Here is a 20,083-nt window from a genome sequence, read left to right as displayed (position 1 = left end):
AACTGTGGGACTCGATCAACCGCGGCGCCGACCCCACGCTCTGAGCACCGCCCCGCGTCAGAGAGAATGGACAGCGACGACCTGGCGGAGGCAGCGCACCGCTCCCTTCGCGCAGCGCGTCATTCGAACCACAGCGACAGTCTTCGAGGAGTCAGTCCAGCCATGACCGAGGTCACCAAGACCACCGAGCACAAGGGCCCGTCCACGATCGCCAAGGCCGCCAGCCTCGGCATGGCCGCCCTCGGCTCGTCCGCGGCGGGCAACCACTTCGCGGGCAACACCGTGGACCACGCCGACCACGGCCACTCCGTCGCGCGCTGGGTCGCCGCGGCCCTGTCCTTCACCGGCTTCATCATCGGCGGCCCGCTGTTCCCGTTCGCCATGTGGCCCGCCGTGATCATCTGCGGCGCCTTCCAGGTCCTCGCGCTCATCGCGGTCGTCGTTTTGAACGCCACCGGCTTCGGCGTGCCGGACGTCTGGGGCCAACTGAAGGCCGAGGCAGCGGCCGAGCGCGCGTCCGCCTGACCCGCCCCGTCCCGCCGGGGCGGCCGCAGCCGCCCGCGCCCGCATCGCGGCTTGGCGCCGAGCACCGCCGCGTTGCCGATAGCATGGCTGGGCAAGACGGCGCCGTGTGGCGCCCTGGCAGAGGGGACGGTACGTGGCGGTGGCGACACCGAATCGGAACGTGCTCGACGAGATCATCGAGGGCGTGCGCGCCGACCTGGCCGAGCGTCAAGCCCAGACCCCTCTGGACGACGTCAAGGCCAAGGCGCTGGCCCAGCCCTCCGCGAAGGACGGCGTGCGGGCCCTGCGCGGAGACGGCGTCGCGGTGATCGCCGAGGTGAAGCGCTCCAGCCCGTCCAAGGGAGCGCTGGCCGCGATCGCCGACCCCGCTTCGCTGGCCGGGGATTATGAGCAGGGCGGCGCCAGCGTCATCAGCGTCCTGACCGAGCGGCGCCGGTTCGGCGGCTCGCTGCAGGACCTCAAGGAGGTGCGCGCCCGGGTGGATGTCCCGGTGCTGCGCAAGGACTTCATCGTCACCAGCTACCAGCTGTGGGAGGCTCGCGCGCACGGCGCCGATCTCGTGCTGCTGATCGTGGCCGCGCTGGAGCAGGACGCGCTGGTCTCGCTGATCGAACGGGCCGAGTCTATCGGCCTCACCCCCCTGGTCGAGGTGCACGACGAGGAGGAGGTCGCCCGGGCCGTGGACGCCGGGGCGCGCATCATCGGCGTCAACGCGCGCAACCTGCGCACGCTCGAGGTCGACCGCACCACCTTCTCCCGCCTCGCCCCGCTGATCCCGGACAGCGTGGTGCGCATCGCCGAATCGGGCGTGCGCGGCCCGCACGACCTGATCGCCTACGCCAACTGCGGCGCGGACGCGGTCCTGGTCGGCGAGTCCCTGGTGACCGGCAAGAACCCGCGCGACGCGGTGGCCGACCTGGTGGCGGCCGGCGCGCACCCGGCGATGCGGCGCGGACGGCAGTGAGCTGACCGTGTACCGAGCCCCGAAACCCATCGCACCGGCTCGCCGGCGGCCGTGGTGGCGGCATGCTCCGGCGGGTCGCCGATGGCAGGTCGGGCGGTAACCGCTCTCATCCGCGAGGCAGTTCTCAGCGCCTCGCCGAGCACGCTCTCGCACTCGTGGACGTCCTTCGTCCCCTTTCGCCTTCGCTTTCCCTCGCACCTCTTCTCGGAGTCTTCCGATGACGGACACGTCAACCTTCAGCGACGCCTTCTTCGCGGCCGCATACGCCCATCCCTCGACGCAGCCTGACGAGGCGGGGCATTACGGCCGCCACGGCGGACGTTTCATGCCCGAAGCCCTCATGGCCGCGCTCGCCGAGCTGACCGAGGCGTACCAGAAGTCGAAGAACGACCCGGCTTTCCACGCCGAGTTCACGACTCTTCTGCGCACCTACGCGAACCGGCCCTCCCTCCTCACCGACGCAAAGCGGCTCTCCGAAGCTGCGTTTGGTCAGGAGCACGGCGCCCGCATCCTGCTCAAGCGGGAGGACCTGAACCACACCGGCTCACACAAGATCAACAACGTGCTCGGCCAGGCGCTGCTCACCAAGCGCATGGGCAAGCGTCGCGTTATCGCAGAGACCGGTGCCGGGCAGCACGGCGTGGCCACCGCCACCGCAGCGGCTCTGCTCGACCTCGATTGCGTGATCTACATGGGCGAGGAGGACACGCAGCGCCAGGCGCTCAACGTCGCCCGCATGCGCATGCTCGGAGCGGAGGTCATCCCGGTCGACATCGGTTCGCGCACCCTCAAGGACGCCATCAACGAGGCGATCCGCGACTGGGTAACGAACGTCGACCACACGCATTACCTGCTCGGTACCGCAGCCGGCCCGCACCCCTTCCCGTCGATGGTGCGCGACTTCGTGCGCGTCCTCGGCGTCGAAGCCCGCGAGCAGACCATCGCGCTGACCGGCGGCCTGCCCGACGCGGTCGCGGCCTGCGTCGGCGGCGGCTCCAACGCGATCGGCGCCTTCCACGCCTTCGTCCCGGACGAGAGCGTTCGCCTCTATGGCTTCGAGGCAGGCGGCTCGGGCGTCGAAACGGGACTGCATGCCGCGTCGATCAGCGGTGGCGCGATCGGCGTGCTGCACGGTGCGCGCACGTACCTCCTCCAGGACGAGTACGGCCAGACCCTGCCCAGCCACTCGATCTCCGCCGGGCTGGACTATCCGGCGGTCGGACCCGAGCACGCGTGGCTGCACGACACGGGACGCGCCGTCTACGAGCCGGTCACCGACGACGAGGCGATGCAGGCGTTCAAGCTGCTCTGCCGCACCGAGGGCATCATCCCGGCCATCGAATCAGCGCACGCGGTCGCGGGAGCGCTGCGCATCGCGCCCAGGCTGCGCGCCGAACTCGGCCGCGAGCCGGTCATCCTGGTCAACCTCTCCGGCCGCGGCGACAAGGACATGCACACCGCCGCCGCCTACTTCGGCTTCGAAACGGAGGCCTGACCCCCATGACGACTGAAAACGCCGCCACCCCTACCAAACTCGCCGCAGTCCTCGCCGCCGCCAAGGCCGAGAACCGCGCCGTCCTCGTCGGCTACCTCCCCGCCGGCTTCCCGTCCGTCGAGGGCGCAATCGCCGCCTGCCGCGCGATGATCGAAGGCGGAGTCGACATCGTCGAGGTCGGCCTGCCGTACTCGGACCCGCAGATGGACGGCCCGGTCATCCAGCGCGCCGTCGAGCGGGCGCTCGAAGCGGGCACGAACACGGTCGACGTCCTGCGCACCGTCGAGGGAGTCGCCGAGACCGGCGCGCCGACCCTGGTCATGACCTACTGGAACCCGATCGAGCGCTACGGCGTGGACCGCTTCGCCAAGGAGTTCGCCGACGCCGGCGGCGCGGGCCTCATCACCCCCGACCTGATCCCGGAGGAAGCCGAAGCCTGGATCACCGCCTCCGACGCGCACGACCTGGACCGCGTCTTCCTGGTCGCGCAGTCCTCCACCGACGAACGCATCGCGCTGACCACGCGTACCTGCCGGGGCTTCGTCTACGCGGCCTCGCTCATGGGCGTCACGGGCACCCGCACGTCGGTGAACTCGGAGGCGGCGCACCTCGTGGAACGCACGAGGGCGGCCACCGACCTGCCGGTCTGCGTCGGGCTCGGCGTATCGAACGCGAAGCAGGCCGCCGAGGTCGCCCAGTTCGCCGACGGCGTGATCGTCGGCTCGGCGTTCGTCAGGTGCCTGCTCGACGCGCCGGACGAGGCCACAGGGCTCGCCGCCTTGCGTGAACTCGCCGAACAGCTCGCTGAAGGTGTCCGATCCCGGGGTCGTTGAGGTAACCTCACCGCCGGAACGGCCAGCGGGCGGCCGCAGCGCAGGGGCGGAAGCCGAGCGGGCCGACAGGACCGGATAGGACGGGCAGCAGGATGACGGCGGAACGAGGCACCGCGGCCGGCAAGGGCGGCGCGGCCGGCGGCAACGGCGTGAAGTCGAAGTCGAAGCAGGCCGCGTCCGAGCCGGGGACCGGGGCCGGGATCGGGTCCGGGACCGAGCCGAAGTCCGCGTTCGCCACCGCCCTGCCCTGGATCTCGCTGGTCGCGAGGCTGCTGCTGGGCGCGATGTGGTTGTTCTACTGCCTGCCGAAGCTCGGCTCCTCGGACGCCAACGCGGCCTCGGTGCGCAACTTCCAGATCCTGCCCGGCGGTCTGGTCAACGTCTTCGCCTACGCCCAGCCCTACGTTGAGCTGGCCCTCGGCCTGCTCGCCATCGCGGGGCTGGGCACCCGGCTGGTGGCCGTGCTCTCGGCGCTGCTGCTGCTGACCTACATCGGCGGCATCGCCTCGCTCGGCGCGCGGGGCATCCACATCACCTGCGGCTGCGGCGGCGCCGGCGGCCAGGTCGCGGTGGGCAAGACCCGCTACACGCTCGACATCCTGCGCGACACCCTGTACCTCGTCCCGGCTGTGTGGCTGATCTGGAAGCCCAAGAGCAAGTTCTCCGCGGACGCCGCGCTGCTGCCCGAGCTCACACCCGTCGCTCCGGTGCCGACCCCGCGCCGCACCACTCCGGCCAAGGGCGGCGGCTCGTCCCGCCGGTAACGGGGATCGACCGGGTCAGCTCGGCGATGGCCAGGACGTCCCGCGCGCTCCGCCTCCTCGCTTCGCTCGGCTGCTCTGCGCGCTGATCTTGCCCCACCCGCCCACCCTGCTCCGCGTCTTCGCCGGCGCTCGGCCGCTACGCGAATCAAGGCGCTGCCGCGCTCGCGCTGCGCGCTGAACGCTGCGCTGACCCTCCGGGCCGCTCCGCGGGCTAACGCACCGGCTGGGCGTATGGCTGGCCGCCCGAACGCTCGCCACTCCGCCTCGACTTGCCTAGTAGCCTGCGAGGATGACGGAACTGCCGGCCTTCGGTGCACGTTTGGCGCGCTTCATCGAACGCCGCGACCTCGATTCCGCCGCTCTGGACGGCGTTTCCGCGCGAGAGCTCCAGGCGGTCATCGATGGCTCAGCGCCGAGCGCGCAGCTGCTGCTGCGGCTCGCACCTGTGCTCGGTCTGCACGCCCAAGACCTGTTCGTACTGGCGGGCGCCGCCGTACCGCAGGAGCTGGCACCCCTGGACCCTTTCGCCGGATCGTCGGCGATAAGCATTGCGTTTTCGGCGGCGACCCTGCCGGCCGAATGCATTGACCAGCTGCGACAGCTCATTGAGAGCCTGCCGCAGGAAGCACGCACGAAGCCGCCCAGGCCACCGAGGCAGTATGAACCCGGCCCGGGAGGCTTTCTGCTCGGCATGCTCGAAAAACGAAACCTCGCGCGCTGGTACACGGCCAAGTCCGTGTACCTCGGAACTCGGGGACAGATATACCTTTCCGAGGCCACGGTCCAGCATGCCTTGGTCCGTAGTAAGCGGTTGGCTCCTGACATGTTCGCGGGGCTTGCTGTCGTCTTGGGTATCGCGGCGGCCGATCTCGCCGCCCTGACTGGCTTTGACCTGCCGGCCGACGCGTCGCAAGCACCGCCGTCCCCGGTCTTGGCCGAGCTGATCTGGCGTCTTCGTCGCCTGTCATCGAACCAAGCGCAGCATGTAGCAGGGGTCGCGAGAGCAATGCGGTCCTAGCGGCGACCGAGAGCGCGCCCCCATATCCCGCGACGTGGCTGGCACGATCGGTTTCATGCACGACGAGATTCGGGCGATCTTCGAGCAGGCGGGCTGCGAGGGCGCGCTCCTCGTGCAGCCCCGCGACGCCACCTACCCGGACACGGAGACCACCGCTACTTCCAGCCCCGCCGAGTTCGGCCTGCGCGCCGACGAACCCGTGATCCCGTCCGCCGAGGCTTGTGCCCGGGTGCGGGCCGTGATGGCCAAGCAGCTGACCAGGAATCGCCTCGCGAGCGCGTTCCGGCCGCCGGTGCGGGTCGCGGCCAAGAGCGGCAGCCTCATGGGCATCGTGCGCAACGAGATCGGCGTCGTCACCTATCTCGACGGTCACAGGTACGCCGCCGCCGTTTTCACGCGCTCGCAGCCCGGTGCGGACGAGGGTGCGATCAGCCCCGCCATCGGTGCCGCGGCCGCGCGCGCTGTCGCGGTGCTCAGCGGCGATCACCCGATGCGGTGAAGGGCCGCCCGCCGGAACGTGTCACGCATGCGCTTTTGGCCCGGTTCGCGCCAGCATGTCCGGCATGGCGGAGAATCGCGGGCTCGGCAGCCCGGTTCAGGACGACGTAGCTGACGCGGCCGGTGCCGCTGGCGCAACCGGCGCAACCGGCGCAACTGACGTGACACGCGACGGCGGCGCGCGCGAGCGGTCCGGTCGGCTGAAGGCCGCGGCCGTGCGGCAGGCGGAGGTCGCGGCGCAGCGGCGCAAGCGGCAGCTGTGGATCGGCGGGGCAGTGTTCGTGCTCATCGCGGCGCTGGTGACCGTCGGGGTCCTGGTGCAGCACAAGCGGGCCGTCGCCGACGCTGCCCTCGGGACCGGGCCGTTCGTCGCGCCGGCCGCGGCCGTGGGGCCGGGGAGCCTGGCCATTCCGTTCGGCGGCGACTCCAACCCCTTCGCGCCCTCGTCGAACTCCTTGGTCGCGCCTGCTCGCGTCACGCTGACCGTGTACGAGGACTTCCGCTGCCCCTACTGCCAGCTCGCGGAGTCGATGTTCGAGTCGACCTACAAGTCGTACGCGCTCGCCGGGAAGATCCAGGTGCAGTACCACCTGGTCGACCTGATCGACCGCAACCTCGGCGGCACCGGATCGCTGCGCGCGGGCAACGCCGGGGCGTGCGCCCAGGACGCCGGGCCGGGCAAGTTCGCCGCGCTCCACGACCTGCTCTACGCCAACCAGCCCGATGAGAACGACGACGCCTACGGCTCCGACGCCGCGCTGATCTCGCTGGCCAAGCAGGTCCCCGGACTCGACGGCCCCACCTTCGAGTCCTGCGTCAACGGGGACGTCCACGGCTCGTGGGTCAAGCGGAACTACGCCTCGCTCAGCACCGTCCTGAACGGCTCCGTGGCGACTCCCTACTATGCGATCAACGGTAAGCAGTACAAGCTCACCCGCCAGCCCGCGGCCGTGCAGCAGGCCGCCTTCCGCGCCGCACTCGACGCGGCGGTCGCCGCAGCGCGCTGATCTGCCGGGGCGCCCGGCTGAACCGTTCGGTCCGCGCCTGCGCTCGCGCCCGCAGATCACGGAGAGGTTACGCATCGCCATGAATTCCCCGAGATCTGATAGGGGGTGGGTGGCGCCGCGCGGCGGCGAGATTAGGATGCGGCAGCGGCTTCTGCGCGCCTGCCCGGCACGGTGACGGGTCACCCTCGACCGCCGGGCCGGGGCGCGCGGGCCGCTACACACCGCCCGCACTCGCGACCGACCTGGAAGTGGACCGCCGACGATGAGCAAGGCCAACAGGGTAGGCAAGGAGCTGGCCCGCCAGCGCGCCGCAGAGCTGCGGCTTGAGCAGCAGCGCCGCGCCCGGCGCAACCGGCTCTACGCCATTTACGGTTCCGTCGTCGCCGTCATCGCGGTGGCCGTGGGCGTCGCCTTCGCCGTGCAGGCCGCGAACGCGCCCAAGACCCCGACCGCCGTGCCCGTGGGCGCGGTGGCCGACACCACCGGCGGGGTCAGCGCCGCGGACGGCATGGCGATCCCGCTCGGCAACGCCGACGCCAAGGTCAAGCTCACCGTGTACGAAGACGCCCGCTGCTCGGCGTGCAAATCGTACGAGACCACGTACACGCCCGCGTACAAGAAGCTGATCCAGGACGGCACCCTCGAGCTGCTGATCCACCCGGTCACGCTCATCGACGCGAACACCAACGGCACCGGCTCGCTGCACGCCGGCAACGCGTTCGCCTGCGCCCAGGACGCCGGGCACTTCGAGGACTACCACGACATCATCTACACCAACCAGCCCGCGGAGACGACCGACTCCTTCGCCTCCGACGCGACGCTGATCGCGCTGGCCAAGCAGGTGCAGGGCCTGGACTCCAAGACCTTCGAGTCCTGCGTCAACTCGCACAAGTACTTCGACTGGGTGCGGCAGAACTACGCGAACCTGAACAAGATCACCAACAACCAGCCGTCCACCCCGACGATCTACGCCAACGGCAAGGCCTACACGCTGCCGACCGGTTCGACCACCGCCGCCGCGCAGGCCGCGTTCACCGCGTCCATCGACAAGCTGGCCGGGGTCAACCCGAGCGCCTCGCCGAGCGCGTCCGCCAGCGGCGCCGGGGCCTCGTCGAGCCCGAGCGCGGCGGCCTCGCCGTCGCCGTCAGCGAGTAAGTCATGACGCCGCTCGCGCCGCACCCGCTGGCCTTCCTGCCGAGCCCGACCAGCGCCGAGGTCAAGCTCGGCCCGTTCCCGATCCGGTTCTACGCGCTGTGCATCATCGCGGGGATCGCGGTGGCCGTCTGGCTCGGCGAGCGGCGCTGGCGCGCGCGCGGCGGCGAGCCGCACGTCATCACGGACATCGCGATCTGGGCCGTGCCCTTCGGCCTGCTCGGCGGCCGGCTCTACCACGTCATCACCGACTATGAGCTCTACTTCACCGCCGGCAAGGACTGGGTGCGGGCGTTCTACATCTGGGACGGCGGCCTTGGCATCTGGGGCGCGATCGCCCTCGGCGCGCTCGGCGCCTGGATCGGGGCGCGGCAGCGTGGCGTGAAACTTCCGCCGCTAGCCGACGCCATCGCTCCCGGAATCGTGCTCGCGCAGGGCATCGGCCGGTGGGGCAACTGGTTCAACAACGAGCTGTACGGCGACCCGACCACCAAGCCGTGGGGCCTGACGATCCACTGCATGGACGACGTGAGCCGGCAAGCCACGCCCTGCTCCGGAATCCCCGGCACGACCACCATCGCGGGCCACTTCCAGCCGACGTTCCTGTACGAGTCGGTCTGGTGCGTGCTCGTCGCGCTCGCGGTGCTGTGGGCGGACCGCCGCTTCCGGATGGGCCACGGCCGCGTGTTCGCGCTCTACGTGCTGCTCTACACGATCGGGCGCGGCTGGATCGAGCACCTGCGCAGCGACTACGCGCACCACATCCTCGGCATGCGGCTCAACGACTGGACCGCGATCATCGTCGGGCTCGGCGCGCTGGTGTACCTGATCCTCAGTTCCAGGCGCCGTCCAGGCCGTGAGACGCCCGCGGAGATGAACTGGCCGCGCGACGGATCGCCGCAGGTCACCGCGGCGGTACCGGAGGACGCCGGGGACGCGGATGCACAGCCGGATGAAGCCGAGTCAAACGCGGAGGCACCGGCGCGAGAAGAACAATCGCCGCAGGCCGCCGCCGCCGAAGAAATCACTACGGCCGAGCCCGTCGGCGACAATCAACCCGCTAATCCGTAACGGTCGCCGACTGACCTGCGCCGACGGGCGCGGATCCGCTCCGGATCCGCGCCCGTCGCGCGTTCTGTGAGACGTATCTCAGCTGGGGGGCGTGAAGGGCGCGCAACAGGGGGAAAACAAGTCGTAGCGCGCTACAGCCGCAGGTCAACGAGGCGTTGTCCAACATATGAGATGGAAGATTCTCTACTGACGGACGCTAGATCCATCGTGTAACCTCAAAGCCACCGCGGGCAGGGCCAGTGTCGTCCCTCATGCGCGCATTCAGGCGCGACCCTTACCGACGACCATGGAGGACCCGATGTCCCAAGCGGCCCCCCATCGCCACTCGACGCAGCAATCGGCGCTGCTGAGCGGCATCCCCGCGGCCCAGGGTCTCTACGACCCGCGGGCCGAGAAAGACGCGTGCGGTGTCGCCTTCGTCGCGACCCTCACCGGGGCGGCCAGCCACACCATCGTCGACCAGGCCCTCACCGCGCTGCGCAACCTGGAGCACCGCGGCGCCTCCGGGGCCGAGGTGGACTCCGGCGACGGCGCCGGGATACTGATCCAGGTCCCGGACGCCTTCCTGCGCGAGGCCGTGGACTTCGAGCTGCCGCCGGCCGGCTCCTACGCGGTGGGCCTGGCCTTCATCCCGAACAACGACGAGGTCGAGCTCCAGGCCTACGACACGGTCGCCGCCGTGGCCGCCGAGGAGGGCCTCGAAGTCCTCGGCTGGCGCTACGTGCCCACGACCCCGCAGCTGCTCGGCGCGACCGCGCGCGCCGTCATGCCGCGCTTCCGCCAGCTCTTCCTCGCCGGCGCCAACGGCGAGAGCGGCATCGACCTTGACCGGCTCGCCTTCGTGCTGCGCAAGCGGGTCGAGCACGAGACCGACGTGTACTTCCCGTCGCTCTCCGCCCGCACCCTGGTCTACAAGGGCATGCTGACCACCGGCCAGCTCGAGCCCTTCTTCCCGGACCTCTCCGACCGCCGCCTGGCCAGCGCCATCGCGCTGATCCACTCCCGGTTCTCCACCAACACCTTCCCGGCCTGGCCGCTGGCGCACCCCTACCGGTTCGTCGCGCACAACGGCGAGATCAACACGGTGCAGGGCAACCGCAACTGGATGCGCGCCCGCGAGTCCCAGCTGGCCACCGACGCGTTCAAGGGCCCGCTCGACCGGATCTTCCCGATCGCCACCCCCGGCGCCAGCGACTCGGCCACCTTCGACGAGGTCCTGGAACTGCTGCACCTGGCCGGGCGCTCGCTGCCGCACGCGGTGCTGATGATGATCCCGGAGGCCTGGGAGAACCACACCGAGATGGACCCCGCCAAGCGGGCGTTCTACCGGTACCACTCCTGCCAGATGGAGCCCTGGGACGGCCCGGCCTCCATCACCTTCACCGACGGCACCCTCATCGGCGCCGTGCTCGACCGCAACGGCCTGCGCCCCTCCCGCTACTGGGTCACCGACGACGGCCTCGTGGTGCTCGCCTCCGAGGTCGGCGTGCTGGACATCGACCAGGCCAAGGTGGTGCGCAAGGGCCGCCTGCAGCCCGGCCGCATGTTCCTGGTCGACACCGCGCAGCACCGCATCGTCGAGGACGAAGAGGTCAAGGCCGAACTGGCGGCCGCGCACCCCTACCAGGACTGGCTGCACGCCGGCCTGATCCACCTCGACCAGCTGCCCGAGCGCGAGCACATCGTGCACACGCACGCCTCGGTGGTGCGCCGTCAGCAGACCTTCGGCTACACCGAGGAGGAGCTGCGCGTCATCCTCGCCCCGATGGCCAAGGCCGCCGCCGAGCCGATCGGCTCGATGGGCTCGGACACCCCGGTCGCCGTGCTCTCCCAGCGCCCCCGGCTGCTGTTCGACTACTTCGCCCAGCTGTTCGCGCAGGTCACCAACCCGCCGCTGGACGCCATCCGGGAAGAGCTGGTCACCAGCCTGGGCACCACCATCGGCCCCGAGGACAACCTGCTGGCCACCTCCCCGGTCGCCTGCCGGCAGATCGAGCTGCCGTTCCCGGTCATCGACAACGACGAGCTGGCCAAGCTCATCCACATCAACGCCGACGGCGACCTGCCGGGCCTCAAGGCGGTCACCGTCTCAGGGCTCTACAAGGTCGCGGGCGGCGGCGCGGCCCTGCGCGCGCGGCTGGCCGAGATCAACGCCGAGGTCTCCGCCGCGATCGAGGGCGGCGCGCGCATCGTCGTGCTCTCCGACCGGCACTCCGACGCCGAGCACGCCCCGATCCCCTCGCTGCTGCTGACCTCCGCGGTGCACCACCACCTGATCCGGGAGAAGACCCGCACCCACATCTCGCTGCTGGTCGAGGCCGGCGACGTGCGCGAGGTGCACCACGTCGCCCTGCTGATCGGCTTCGGCGCCGCCGCGGTCAACCCCTACCTGGCCATGGAGACCGTCGAGGACCTCGCCAACGCCGGCGTCTTCGTGAACGTGCCCGCCGAGAAGGCCATCAAGAACCTGATCAAGGCGCTCGGCAAGGGCGTGCTCAAGGTCATGTCCAAGATGGGCATCTCCACCGTCGCCTCCTACCGCGGCGCCCAGGTCTTCGAGGCCGTGGGCCTGGCCCAGGACCTGGTCGACGAGTACTTCACCGGCACCGTCAGCAAGCTCGGCGGCATCGGCCTGGACGAGATCGCCGAAGAGGTCGCCGAGCGGCACCTGCGCGCCTACCCGCGCTCCACCACGCGTCCCGCGCACCGCCGGCTGGAGATCGGCGGCGAGTACCAGTGGCGGCGCGAGGGCGAGCCGCACCTGTTCGACCCGGAGACCGTCTTCCGGCTCCAGCACTCCACCCGCGAGCGCCGCTACGACATCTTCAAGCAGTACACGGCGCGGGTGAACGAGCAGTCGCAGCGGCTGATGACGCTGCGCGGCCTGTTCAAGCTCAAGGAGGGCGAGCGCGCCCCGATCCCGATCGACGAGGTCGAGCCGGTCTCCGAGATCGTCAAGCGCTTCTCCACCGGCGCGATGAGCTACGGCTCCATCTCCCTGGAAGCGCATCAGACCCTCGCCATCGCGATGAACCGGCTGGGCGCCAAGTCCAACACCGGCGAGGGCGGCGAGGACCCCGAGCGCCTGTACGACCCGGAGCGCCGCTCCGCGATCAAGCAGGTCGCCTCCGGCCGCTTCGGGGTGACCTCGGAGTACCTGACCAACGCCGACGACCTGCAGATCAAGATGGCCCAGGGCGCAAAGCCCGGCGAGGGCGGCCAGCTGCCCGGCCACAAGGTCTACCCGTGGGTGGCCCGGACCCGGCACTCCACTCCCGGCGTCGGCCTGATCTCCCCGCCGCCGCACCACGACATCTACTCGATCGAGGACCTGGCGCAGCTGATCCACGACCTGAAGAACGCCAACCCCTCGGCCCGCGTGCACGTCAAGCTGGTCTCCGAGGTCGGCGTCGGCACGGTCGCGGCAGGCGTCTCCAAGGCGCACGCCGACGTGGTCCTGATCTCAGGGCACGACGGCGGCACCGGCGCGGCCCCGCTCACCTCGCTCAAGCACGCCGGCGCGCCCTGGGAGCTCGGCCTGGCCGAGACCCAGCAGACTCTGCTGCTCAACGGCCTGCGCGACCGCATCGTGGTGCAGACCGACGGGCAGCTGAAGACCGGCCGCGACGTCATCATCGCCGCGCTGCTCGGCGCCGAGGAGTTCGGCTTCGCGACCGCGCCGCTGGTCGTCTCCGGCTGCGTGATGATGCGCGTGTGCCACCTGGACACCTGCCCGGTCGGCGTCGCGACGCAGAACCCCGAGCTGCGCGCCCGGTTCACCGGCAAGCCCGAGTTCGTGGTCAACTTCTTCGAGTTCATCGCCGAGGAGGTCCGCGAGCACCTGGCCGCGCTCGGCTTCCGCACCCTGGAAGAGGCGGTCGGGCACGTCGAGCTGATCGACACGCACAAGGCCGTCGAGCACTGGAAGGCCTCAGGGCTCGACCTCACCCCGGTGCTCTACCAGCCGTTCCTGCCCGAGGGCGCCAGCCTGCACCGCACCACCCACCAGGACCACGGCCTGGCCAAGGCGCTGGACAACGAGCTGATCGCGCTCGCGCACGACGCGCTCGAGGACGCCACCCCGGTGCGCATCGCGCTGCCGATCCGCAACGTCAACCGCACCGTCGGCACGATGCTCGGCCACGAGGTCACCAAGCGGTACGGCGGCAACGGCCTGCCCGACGAGACCATCGACGTCACGCTCACCGGCTCCGCGGGCCAGTCCTTCGGCGCCTTCGTCCCGCGCGGCATCACCCTGCGCCTCGAAGGCGACGCCAACGACTACGTCGGCAAGGGCCTGTCCGGCGGCCGCATCATCGTGCGGCCCAACCGCGCCGCCAGCTTCGACGCCGCGAAGAACATCATCGCGGGCAACGTCATCGGCTACGGCGCGACCAGCGGAGAGGTGTTCATCTCCGGCGTCGTCGGCGAGCGGTTCGCGGTGCGCAACTCCGGAGCCACCTTCGTCGTCGAGGGCGTCGGCGACCACGCCCTCGAATACATGACCGGCGGGCGCGTGGTCATCCTCGGCGAGCACGGCCGCAACCTGGCGGCCGGCATGTCCGGGGGAGTGGCCTACGTCCTCGACCTCAAGGTCGCCCGGGTCAACCCGCAGATGGTCGCGGTCGAGGCACTGGACGCCGCCGACCGCGCCTTCCTGCAGGACACCGTCAAGCGGCACTTCGAGGAGACCGGCTCGCAGGCCGCCGCCGTGCTGCTGGCCGACTGGGCGGGCTCGATCGCCCGCTTCGCGAAGATCATGCCGACCGACTACAAGCGAGTGCTGGGCGCCGCCGCTGCCGCCGAGCGGTCCGGGCTCTCCGAGCAGGAGACCCTCGTCAAGATCATGGAGGCCGCACATGGCTGACCCGCGTGGTTTCCTGACTACCGGCGTCGAGCACCCCGTCCGCCGTCCGGTCGCCGAGCGCATCGGCGACTGGAAGGAGGTCTACCCCGAGCGGGCCCTGCTGCCGATCATCCAGAAGCAGGCCGGGCGCTGCATGGACTGCGGCATCCCGTTCTGCCACAACGGCTGTCCGCTCGGCAACATCATCCCCGAGTGGAACGACCTGGTCTGGCGCGGCGACTGGGCCTCCGCCATCGAGCGGCTGCACGCGACCAACAACTTCCCCGAGTTCACCGGCCGCCTCTGCCCCGCTCCCTGCGAGACGGCCTGCGTGCTCGGCATCAACCAGCCCGCGGTGACCATCAAGAACGTCGAGGTCTCCATCATCGACAAGGCCTGGGACGACGGCCTGGTCACCCCGCAGGCCCCGGAGCGGCACTCCGGCAAGACCGTCGCGGTCGTCGGCTCCGGCCCCGCGGGCCTGGCCGCCGCCCAGCAGCTGACCCGGGCCGGCCACACCGTGGCCGTGTACGAGCGTGCCGACCGCATCGGCGGCCTGCTGCGCTACGGCATCCCCGAGTTCAAGATGGAGAAGCGGCACCTCAACCGCCGCATCGAGCAGATGCGCGCCGAGGGCACCAAGTTCCGCACCGGCGTGGCCATCGGCCAGGACATCCTCGCCTCCGCGCTGCGCGACCGCTACGACGCGATCGTGCTCGCGGTCGGCGCCACCAAGGCCCGCGACCTGCCGATCCCCGGACGCGAGCACGGCGGCATCCACCAGGCGATGGAGTACCTCCCGCTGTCCAACAAGGTAGTCGAGGGCGACTACGTCACCCCGCCGATCACCGCGCAGGGCAAGCACGTCGTCATCATCGGCGGCGGCGACACCGGCGCGGACTGCCTCGGCACCGCCACCCGCCAGGGCGCGGCCAGCGTGACCCAGCTGGAGATCATGCCGCGGCCGACCGAGGCGCGCCCGGACAACCAGCCCTGGCCGACCTACCCGATGATCTACCGCGTCTCCTCAGCCCACGAGGAGAACGGTGAGCGCGTGTACGCCGTCAACACCACCGAGTTCCTCGGCGACGAGAACGGCAACGTGCGCGCCCTCAAGCTCACCGAGGTCGTCCTCGAGAACGGCCGGTTCACCCCGGTTCCCGGCACCGAGCGCGAAATCCCCGCCCAGCTGGTCCTCCTGGCGATGGGCTTCACCGGCCCGGAGCAGGACAACGGACTGGTCGGCCAGCTCGGCCTGGACCTCGACGAGCGCGGCAACATCAAGCGCGACGGCGAGTACCGCACCAACGTCGACAACGTGTTCGTCGCCGGAGACGCCGGGCGCGGCCAGTCGCTGATCGTCTGGGCGATCGCCGAGGGCCGCTCCGCCGCCGCCGCGGTCGACAAGTACCTGGCCGGGGTCTCCGCGCTGCCCAGCGCGATCGCCCCGACCGTGCGCCCGCTGACGGTCTGACGCTTGGCGCCGGACCGCCGCAATGACTAACGCTCCACCGGCCGCCCACCAAGCCTTGGTGGGCGGCCGACCCGTGTTCACCCGGCCTCGGTACCATGGCCGGCAGACCACTTCGCCGGGTGGTGCGCGCATCCGGCGATTCCGTTACGAATGAGCCCGTTCGGGACTAGTTACCGCTGGGTAAGGGATAGGGTCGCTTTCATGCGTCGCGCGAAAATCGTCTGTACTCTCGGCCCCTCGGCCGAAACTCCGGAGCAGCTGAAGGCCCTGGTCGCCGCCGGCCTCGACATCGGCCGGCTGAACCTGTCGCACGGCTCCTACGCCGAGCACGAGGTCCGCTACTTCAACCTGCGCAAGGCCGCCGACGAGGCGGGCAAGGCGGTCGGCATCCTGGTCGACCTGCAGGGCCCGAAGATCCGTCTGGGCACCTTCGCCGAGGGGCCGATCCGGCTGCAGCGCGGCGACCGCTTCACCATCACCACCGAGGACGTGCCCGGCGACCAGAACATCTGCTCCACCACCTACAAGGGCTTGGCGGGCGACTGCAATCCGGGCGACCGGATCCTGATCGACGACGGCCGGGTCGCGCTCGACGTGGTCGAGGTGGACGGGCCCCGGGTGATCTGCACCACCGTCGAGGGCGGCAAGGTCTCCAACAACAAGGGCATCAACCTGCCCGGCGTCGCGGTCTCCGTTCCCGCGCTGTCCGAGAAGGACGTCGCGGACCTGCGCTGGGCGCTCGGCGAGAACGAGGCCGGCGTGCGCGCCGACATGATCGCCCTGTCCTTCGTGCGCAGCGCGAAGGACATCGACGACGTGCACGCGGTGATGGACGAACTCGGCGTGCGCCTGCCGGTCATCGCGAAGGTCGAGAAGCCCCAGGCGGTGGAGAACCTCGACGAGATCGTCGACGCCTTCGACGCGATCATGGTGGCCCGCGGCGACCTCGGCGTCGAGATGCCGCTCGAGCAGGTGCCGCTGGTGCAGAAGAAGCTGATCACCATGTGCCGGCGCAACGCCAAGCCGGTCATCGTGGCCACCCAGATGCTCGACTCGATGATCAGCGCCTCCCGCCCCACCCGCGCCGAGGCCAGCGACGTGGCCAACGCGATCTTCGACGGCGCCGACGCGGTGATGCTCTCCGCGGAGACCTCGGTGGGCGACTACCCGGTCGAGACCGTGCAGACCATGGCCAAGATCATCTGCGCGGTCGAGGAGCAGGTCCTGGCCAAGGGTCTGCCCGCGTCGATCTCCAAGCCCCGCACCAAGGGCGGTGCGGTCGCCCGCGCGGCAGCCGAGCTCGGCGACTATCTGAGCGCCAGCTATCTGGTTGCGTTCACCAAGAGCGGCGACACCGCGCGCAGGCTCAGCCGCTACCGCTCGCCGATCCCGATCCTGGCCTTCACCCCGGAGCCGATCGTCCGCTCCCAGCTGGCCTTGAGCTGGGGCGTGGAGACCTTCATCGGCGAGGAGGTCGGCAGCACCGACGAGATGGTGGTCCAGGTGGACCAGGCGCTGCTCAAGCTCGGCCGCTGCCAGCCCGGTGAGCTGATCATCATCACGGCCGGCTCCCCGCCCGGCATCCCCGGCTCCACCAACGCGGTGCGCGTCCACCGCATCGGCGACGCGGTCACCGGCGTGGCCCCCGCCTACCGCCAGACCAGCTGAGCCACGAAAGCACGTACCTAAACGGGCCGGTCCGATCTTCGGACCGGCCCGCTTTGCTAGTACTTTGGACCGACGAAATTGTCCATCGCAGCGACCGAGTCCCGCTTCGCAACCGATATGCAGTTGCGCTTGCTCCGCCGCCATTCAATGCCGAGTAGGTTCAGCGCGTCCGTGAACAGGTTACGGATGTCCTCGCTCTCGTTGACGAATAGGTAGCGCGGGTACTCATAGCGCTTCGTCTCACCCGCGACGGGCCGCGTCGCCCAGTTCGTGACCCGGCAACCGTCTGAGTGAATCAGCCCGCGGATGAACTCTTCGGGATGCTTCTGAACAATGGTCGCCTGCCAGTCTGCGAGGACGATTCGCCGCTCGTGCTTTCGGCCTGGGCCGTGCTGAGGGAACAGGCACGCCCAGTGTTGGGAGTAGCTCTTCACGCTGGTGCAACCCTGCTGCTGCACCCGGCAGACCTTGTTGTGTGGCATCACGATCCGCATCGCCTCTGCTGCGGAGTCGATCAGGCCCGGCCAGGCGTCGGCACACGCGATCGTGAGCGCATGCGCGCGCCACTGCCGGTACTTGTTGATATGTCCGTCACCGAGGTATAGGCCCAGCAGGTAGGAATAAGACCTCGTGTTGAGGATCTTGAGATCCTTGTCGCAAATAGGGCAGGAGCGTAGCAGTGGTATGTGACCTTGCCTACGACGATCCTCGTGCTTCCACGTCCCAACCGTTCCAGCTGGAATTCCCAGCCGCCGCGCAACGTCGACATTGGATACGCCGTTGCGGAGCAAGGACAGCGCAGTGCGGCGAACTTCAGCGGGATACGAGTGGTTCATGTACCGAGCGTGACGCGGCGAAAGGGATTGCGACGCGAAACCCGCAAAGATCACCCAGTTGGGCGCATTCGTGTTCGAATAGTGCTACTTATTGCAGGAAGCGAATCTGCCTAAAGTGCCCCGGGTGGGACTCGAACCCACACTGTATGGGTTTTGAATCCATTGCCTACTGCCAATTGGGCTACCGGGGCCCCATACGTCGCACAGCATACCGGATCGTGGAGAGCTCCGGCCTCCCGGTTTGCCGTCCACTAAGCTTGGGCGCAGACCAGCAGTGTCAAGACGACGAGGGGCAGCCGACATGACCGCCGACGACAAGGGCCAGGCGCGAAAGCGCGTGGTGATCGCCGAGGACGAGGCCCTGATCCGGATGGACCTCGCCGAGATGCTGCAGGAAGAGGGCTACGAGGTCGTCGGGCAGGCCGGCAACGGCGAGGACGCGGTGAAGCTGGCCGCCGAGCACCGGCCCGACCTGGTGATACTCGACGTGAAGATGCCGGTGCTCGACGGGATCTCGGCGGCCGAGCGGATCGGCGCCGAGAAGATCGCACCGGTGCTGATGCTGACCGCCTTCTCCCAGCGCGAGCTGGTCGAGCGGGCCCGCGACGCCGGGGCGATGGCGTACCTGGTCAAGCCGTTCTCGAAGGCGGACCTGGTGCCGGCGATCGAGATGGCCACCACCCGCTACGAGGAGCTGCGCGCGCTGGAGAACGAGGTCGCCGACCTCGCCGCGCGGTTCGAGACCCGCAAGCTGGTGGACCGGGCGAAGGGGCTGCTGCAGGTGCAGCTCGGGATGACCGAGCCGGAGGCGTTCCGCTGGATTCAGAAGACGTCGATGGACCGACGGCTGACGATGCGTGAGGTCGCGCAGGCGGTCATCGACGGCACGGGTGCGCCGAAGGCCGAGGGCGGCGACGCTGAGGCGAAGAGCGCGGGCTGAGCTTCGCCGGCTGGTACTTGCGGCGGCTGTCCGGCTGAGCGGGACAGCCGCGCGGCGCAAGAACGCAGGCGTGAGGTGCAGGCATGCGAAAGGGCGGACCCGCCTGGTGTCCGCCCTTTCGGTTTGCGAGCTTAGCCGCCCGTCACAGCACCTTTGACAGGAACGAGCGAGTGCGCTCGTGCTGCGGGTTGGCCAGTACCTCGCGCGGGTTGCCGCGCTCGACCACGACGCCGCCGTCCATGAACACCAGCGAGTCGCCGACCTCACGGGCGAAGCCCATCTCGTGGGTGACCACGATCATGGTCATGCCGTCGTCGGCGAGCTGGCGCATGACCGCGAGCACGTCGCCGACAAGCTCCGGGTCCAGCGCCGAGGTCGGCTCGTCGAACAGCATCAGCTTCGGCCGCATCGCCAGCGCGCGTGCGATCGCGACCCGCTGCTGCTGACCGCCGGACAGCTGGTTCGGGTAGGCGGTCGCGCGGTCCCCGAGCCCGACCTTCTCCAGCAGTTCCCGGGCGTGCGCCCGCGCGGCCTCCTTCGACTCGCCCTTGACCCGGATCGGCGCCTCGACGATGTTCTCTATCGCCGTCATGTGCGGGAACAGGTTGAACCGCTGGAACACCATGCCGATCTCGGTGCGCTGCCGGGCGACTTCGCGCTCGTGCAGCTCGTGCAGCCGCGATCCGCGCTCCTGGTAGCCCACCAGCTCGCCGTCCACGCTCAGCCGCCCGGCGTTGATCTTCTCCAGGTGGTTGATGCACCGCAGGAACGTCGACTTGCCGGATCCGGACGGGCCGATCAGGCACATCACCTCGCGCGGCATGACCTTGAGGGTGATGCCCTTGAGTACCTCGACGCGTCCGAACGACTTGTGCACGTCCAGGGCCTCGACCATCGCCGTGACCGGCGTCGTGGTGGCCGTGGTCGCACGCGTCGCGGGAGTTGGGGCCGGTGCCGTGCCGACGGTCTCGTTTTCGGGCACGGCGCCGTCC

At 69.9% G+C, this 20,083-nt stretch carries 16 protein-coding genes and 1 tRNA gene; 14 read left to right on the top strand and 3 right to left on the bottom strand.

The window, feature by feature from the left end; all coding sequences use genetic code 11:
- Positions 1–162 precede the first annotated feature (162 nt).
- The 13 genes from VFB40_RS18430 to pyk all read left to right on the top strand — a co-directional run bounded on the left by VFB40_RS18430 (position 163) and on the right by pyk (position 17,315).
- Positions 163–525 carry a hypothetical protein gene (locus tag VFB40_RS18430; RefSeq protein WP_324852296.1) on the top strand — a complete coding sequence of 121 codons (363 nt, stop codon included), beginning with the start codon at positions 163–165 and terminating at the stop codon, positions 523–525.
- 139 nt (positions 526–664) lie between these two features.
- On the top strand, positions 665–1,489 hold the full coding sequence (gene trpC, locus VFB40_RS18425) for an indole-3-glycerol phosphate synthase TrpC (RefSeq protein WP_349261540.1): 825 nt from the start codon (positions 665–667) through the stop codon (positions 1,487–1,489).
- Between the two features lie 217 nt (positions 1,490–1,706).
- Entirely contained in the window at positions 1,707–2,984 is a 1,278-nt protein-coding gene (trpB, locus tag VFB40_RS18420; protein ID WP_324852292.1) for a tryptophan synthase subunit beta, read from the top strand.
- 5 nt (positions 2,985–2,989) lie between these two features.
- Positions 2,990–3,817, top strand: coding sequence for a tryptophan synthase subunit alpha (gene trpA / locus VFB40_RS18415; protein ID WP_324852290.1), 828 nt, complete (start codon positions 2,990–2,992; stop codon positions 3,815–3,817).
- 92 nt (positions 3,818–3,909) lie between these two features.
- Positions 3,910–4,581 (top strand): DoxX family protein, encoded by a 672-nt coding sequence (locus VFB40_RS18410; protein ID WP_324852288.1) that lies wholly within the window; start codon positions 3,910–3,912, stop codon positions 4,579–4,581.
- Positions 4,582–4,870: 289 nt separating this feature from the next.
- A complete protein-coding gene (locus VFB40_RS18405) occupies positions 4,871–5,599 on the top strand; it encodes a hypothetical protein (RefSeq protein ID WP_324852286.1) in 729 nt (242 codons plus the stop codon).
- Between the two features lie 55 nt (positions 5,600–5,654).
- Positions 5,655–6,098: a serine hydrolase gene (locus VFB40_RS18400; RefSeq protein WP_324852284.1), complete on the top strand. Its 444-nt coding sequence runs from the start codon at positions 5,655–5,657 to the stop codon at positions 6,096–6,098.
- Between the two features lie 64 nt (positions 6,099–6,162).
- Positions 6,163–7,104 (top strand): DsbA family protein, encoded by a 942-nt coding sequence (locus VFB40_RS18395; RefSeq protein WP_324852282.1) that lies wholly within the window; start codon positions 6,163–6,165, stop codon positions 7,102–7,104.
- Between the two features lie 262 nt (positions 7,105–7,366).
- Positions 7,367–8,266, top strand: coding sequence for a DsbA family protein (locus tag VFB40_RS18390; protein ID WP_324852280.1), 900 nt, complete (start codon positions 7,367–7,369; stop codon positions 8,264–8,266).
- Entirely contained in the window at positions 8,263–9,327 is a 1,065-nt protein-coding gene (gene lgt, locus VFB40_RS18385) for a prolipoprotein diacylglyceryl transferase (RefSeq protein ID WP_324852278.1), read from the top strand. Before VFB40_RS18390 ends, lgt begins: the two co-directional genes overlap by 4 nt.
- 298 nt (positions 9,328–9,625) lie before the next feature.
- On the top strand, positions 9,626–14,194 hold the full coding sequence (gene gltB, locus VFB40_RS18380) for a glutamate synthase large subunit (RefSeq protein ID WP_324852276.1): 4,569 nt from the start codon (positions 9,626–9,628) through the stop codon (positions 14,192–14,194).
- Complete coding sequence (gene gltD, locus VFB40_RS18375; protein WP_324852274.1) at positions 14,187–15,647, top strand: glutamate synthase subunit beta; 1,461 nt, start codon at positions 14,187–14,189, stop codon at positions 15,645–15,647. The genes gltB and gltD overlap by 8 nt, the downstream gene beginning before the upstream one ends.
- Positions 15,648–15,848: 201 nt before the next feature.
- Positions 15,849–17,315 carry a pyruvate kinase gene (gene pyk, locus VFB40_RS18370; RefSeq protein ID WP_324852272.1) on the top strand — a complete coding sequence of 489 codons (1,467 nt, stop codon included), beginning with the start codon at positions 15,849–15,851 and terminating at the stop codon, positions 17,313–17,315.
- A 56-nt stretch (positions 17,316–17,371) separates the two neighbouring features.
- Here pyk and VFB40_RS18365 read toward each other — a convergent pair whose 3' ends face one another.
- Entirely contained in the window at positions 17,372–18,151 is a 780-nt protein-coding gene (locus VFB40_RS18365) for a transposase (RefSeq protein ID WP_324852270.1), read from the bottom strand.
- Positions 18,152–18,267: 116 nt separating this feature from the next.
- A tRNA-Leu gene (locus tag VFB40_RS18360) sits at positions 18,268–18,342 on the bottom strand.
- A 110-nt stretch (positions 18,343–18,452) separates the two neighbouring features.
- Between VFB40_RS18360 and VFB40_RS18355 the strand changes: the two genes are divergently transcribed.
- Positions 18,453–19,091, top strand: a complete 639-nt coding sequence (locus VFB40_RS18355) for an ANTAR domain-containing response regulator (protein ID WP_324852269.1) — start codon at positions 18,453–18,455, stop codon at positions 19,089–19,091.
- A gap of 142 nt (positions 19,092–19,233) precedes the next feature.
- Here VFB40_RS18355 and VFB40_RS18350 read toward each other — a convergent pair whose 3' ends face one another.
- Entirely contained in the window at positions 19,234–19,986 is a 753-nt protein-coding gene (locus VFB40_RS18350; RefSeq protein WP_324852298.1) for an amino acid ABC transporter ATP-binding protein, read from the bottom strand.
- Between the last annotated feature and the right edge of the window lie 97 nt (positions 19,987–20,083).

It is taken from the genome of Actinocrinis sp. (genome assembly GCF_035650855.1).
GTDB lineage: Bacteria > Actinomycetota > Actinomycetes > Streptomycetales > Catenulisporaceae > Actinocrinis.
Note: the sequence above shows the minus strand (reverse complement) of the source record. Positions and strands in the feature narration are given on the sequence as shown.

What these genes read in the sequence shown, in the direction of transcription:
- VFB40_RS18430 (WP_324852296.1), top strand. Translation starts at nt 163, where the DNA reads ATGACCGAGGTCACCAAGACCACCGAGCACAAGGGCCCGTCCACGATC.
- trpB (WP_324852292.1), top strand. Translation starts at nt 1,707, where the DNA reads ATGACGGACACGTCAACCTTCAGCGACGCCTTCTTCGCGGCCGCATAC.
- trpA (WP_324852290.1), top strand. Translation starts at nt 2,990, where the DNA reads ATGACGACTGAAAACGCCGCCACCCCTACCAAACTCGCCGCAGTCCTC.
- VFB40_RS18410 (WP_324852288.1), top strand. Translation starts at nt 3,910, where the DNA reads ATGACGGCGGAACGAGGCACCGCGGCCGGCAAGGGCGGCGCGGCCGGC.
- VFB40_RS18405 (WP_324852286.1), top strand. Translation starts at nt 4,871, where the DNA reads ATGACGGAACTGCCGGCCTTCGGTGCACGTTTGGCGCGCTTCATCGAA.
- VFB40_RS18400 (WP_324852284.1), top strand. Translation starts at nt 5,655, where the DNA reads ATGCACGACGAGATTCGGGCGATCTTCGAGCAGGCGGGCTGCGAGGGC.
- VFB40_RS18395 (WP_324852282.1), top strand. Translation starts at nt 6,163, where the DNA reads ATGGCGGAGAATCGCGGGCTCGGCAGCCCGGTTCAGGACGACGTAGCT.
- VFB40_RS18390 (WP_324852280.1), top strand. Translation starts at nt 7,367, where the DNA reads ATGAGCAAGGCCAACAGGGTAGGCAAGGAGCTGGCCCGCCAGCGCGCC.
- lgt (WP_324852278.1), top strand. Translation starts at nt 8,263, where the DNA reads ATGACGCCGCTCGCGCCGCACCCGCTGGCCTTCCTGCCGAGCCCGACC.
- gltB (WP_324852276.1), top strand. Translation starts at nt 9,626, where the DNA reads ATGTCCCAAGCGGCCCCCCATCGCCACTCGACGCAGCAATCGGCGCTG.
- gltD (WP_324852274.1), top strand. Translation starts at nt 14,187, where the DNA reads ATGGCTGACCCGCGTGGTTTCCTGACTACCGGCGTCGAGCACCCCGTC.
- pyk (WP_324852272.1), top strand. Translation starts at nt 15,849, where the DNA reads ATGCGTCGCGCGAAAATCGTCTGTACTCTCGGCCCCTCGGCCGAAACT.
- VFB40_RS18365 (WP_324852270.1), bottom strand. Translation starts at nt 18,151, where the DNA reads ATGAACCACTCGTATCCCGCTGAAGTTCGCCGCACTGCGCTGTCCTTG.
- VFB40_RS18355 (WP_324852269.1), top strand. Translation starts at nt 18,453, where the DNA reads ATGACCGCCGACGACAAGGGCCAGGCGCGAAAGCGCGTGGTGATCGCC.
- VFB40_RS18350 (WP_324852298.1), bottom strand. Translation starts at nt 19,986, where the DNA reads ATGGTCGAGGCCCTGGACGTGCACAAGTCGTTCGGACGCGTCGAGGTA.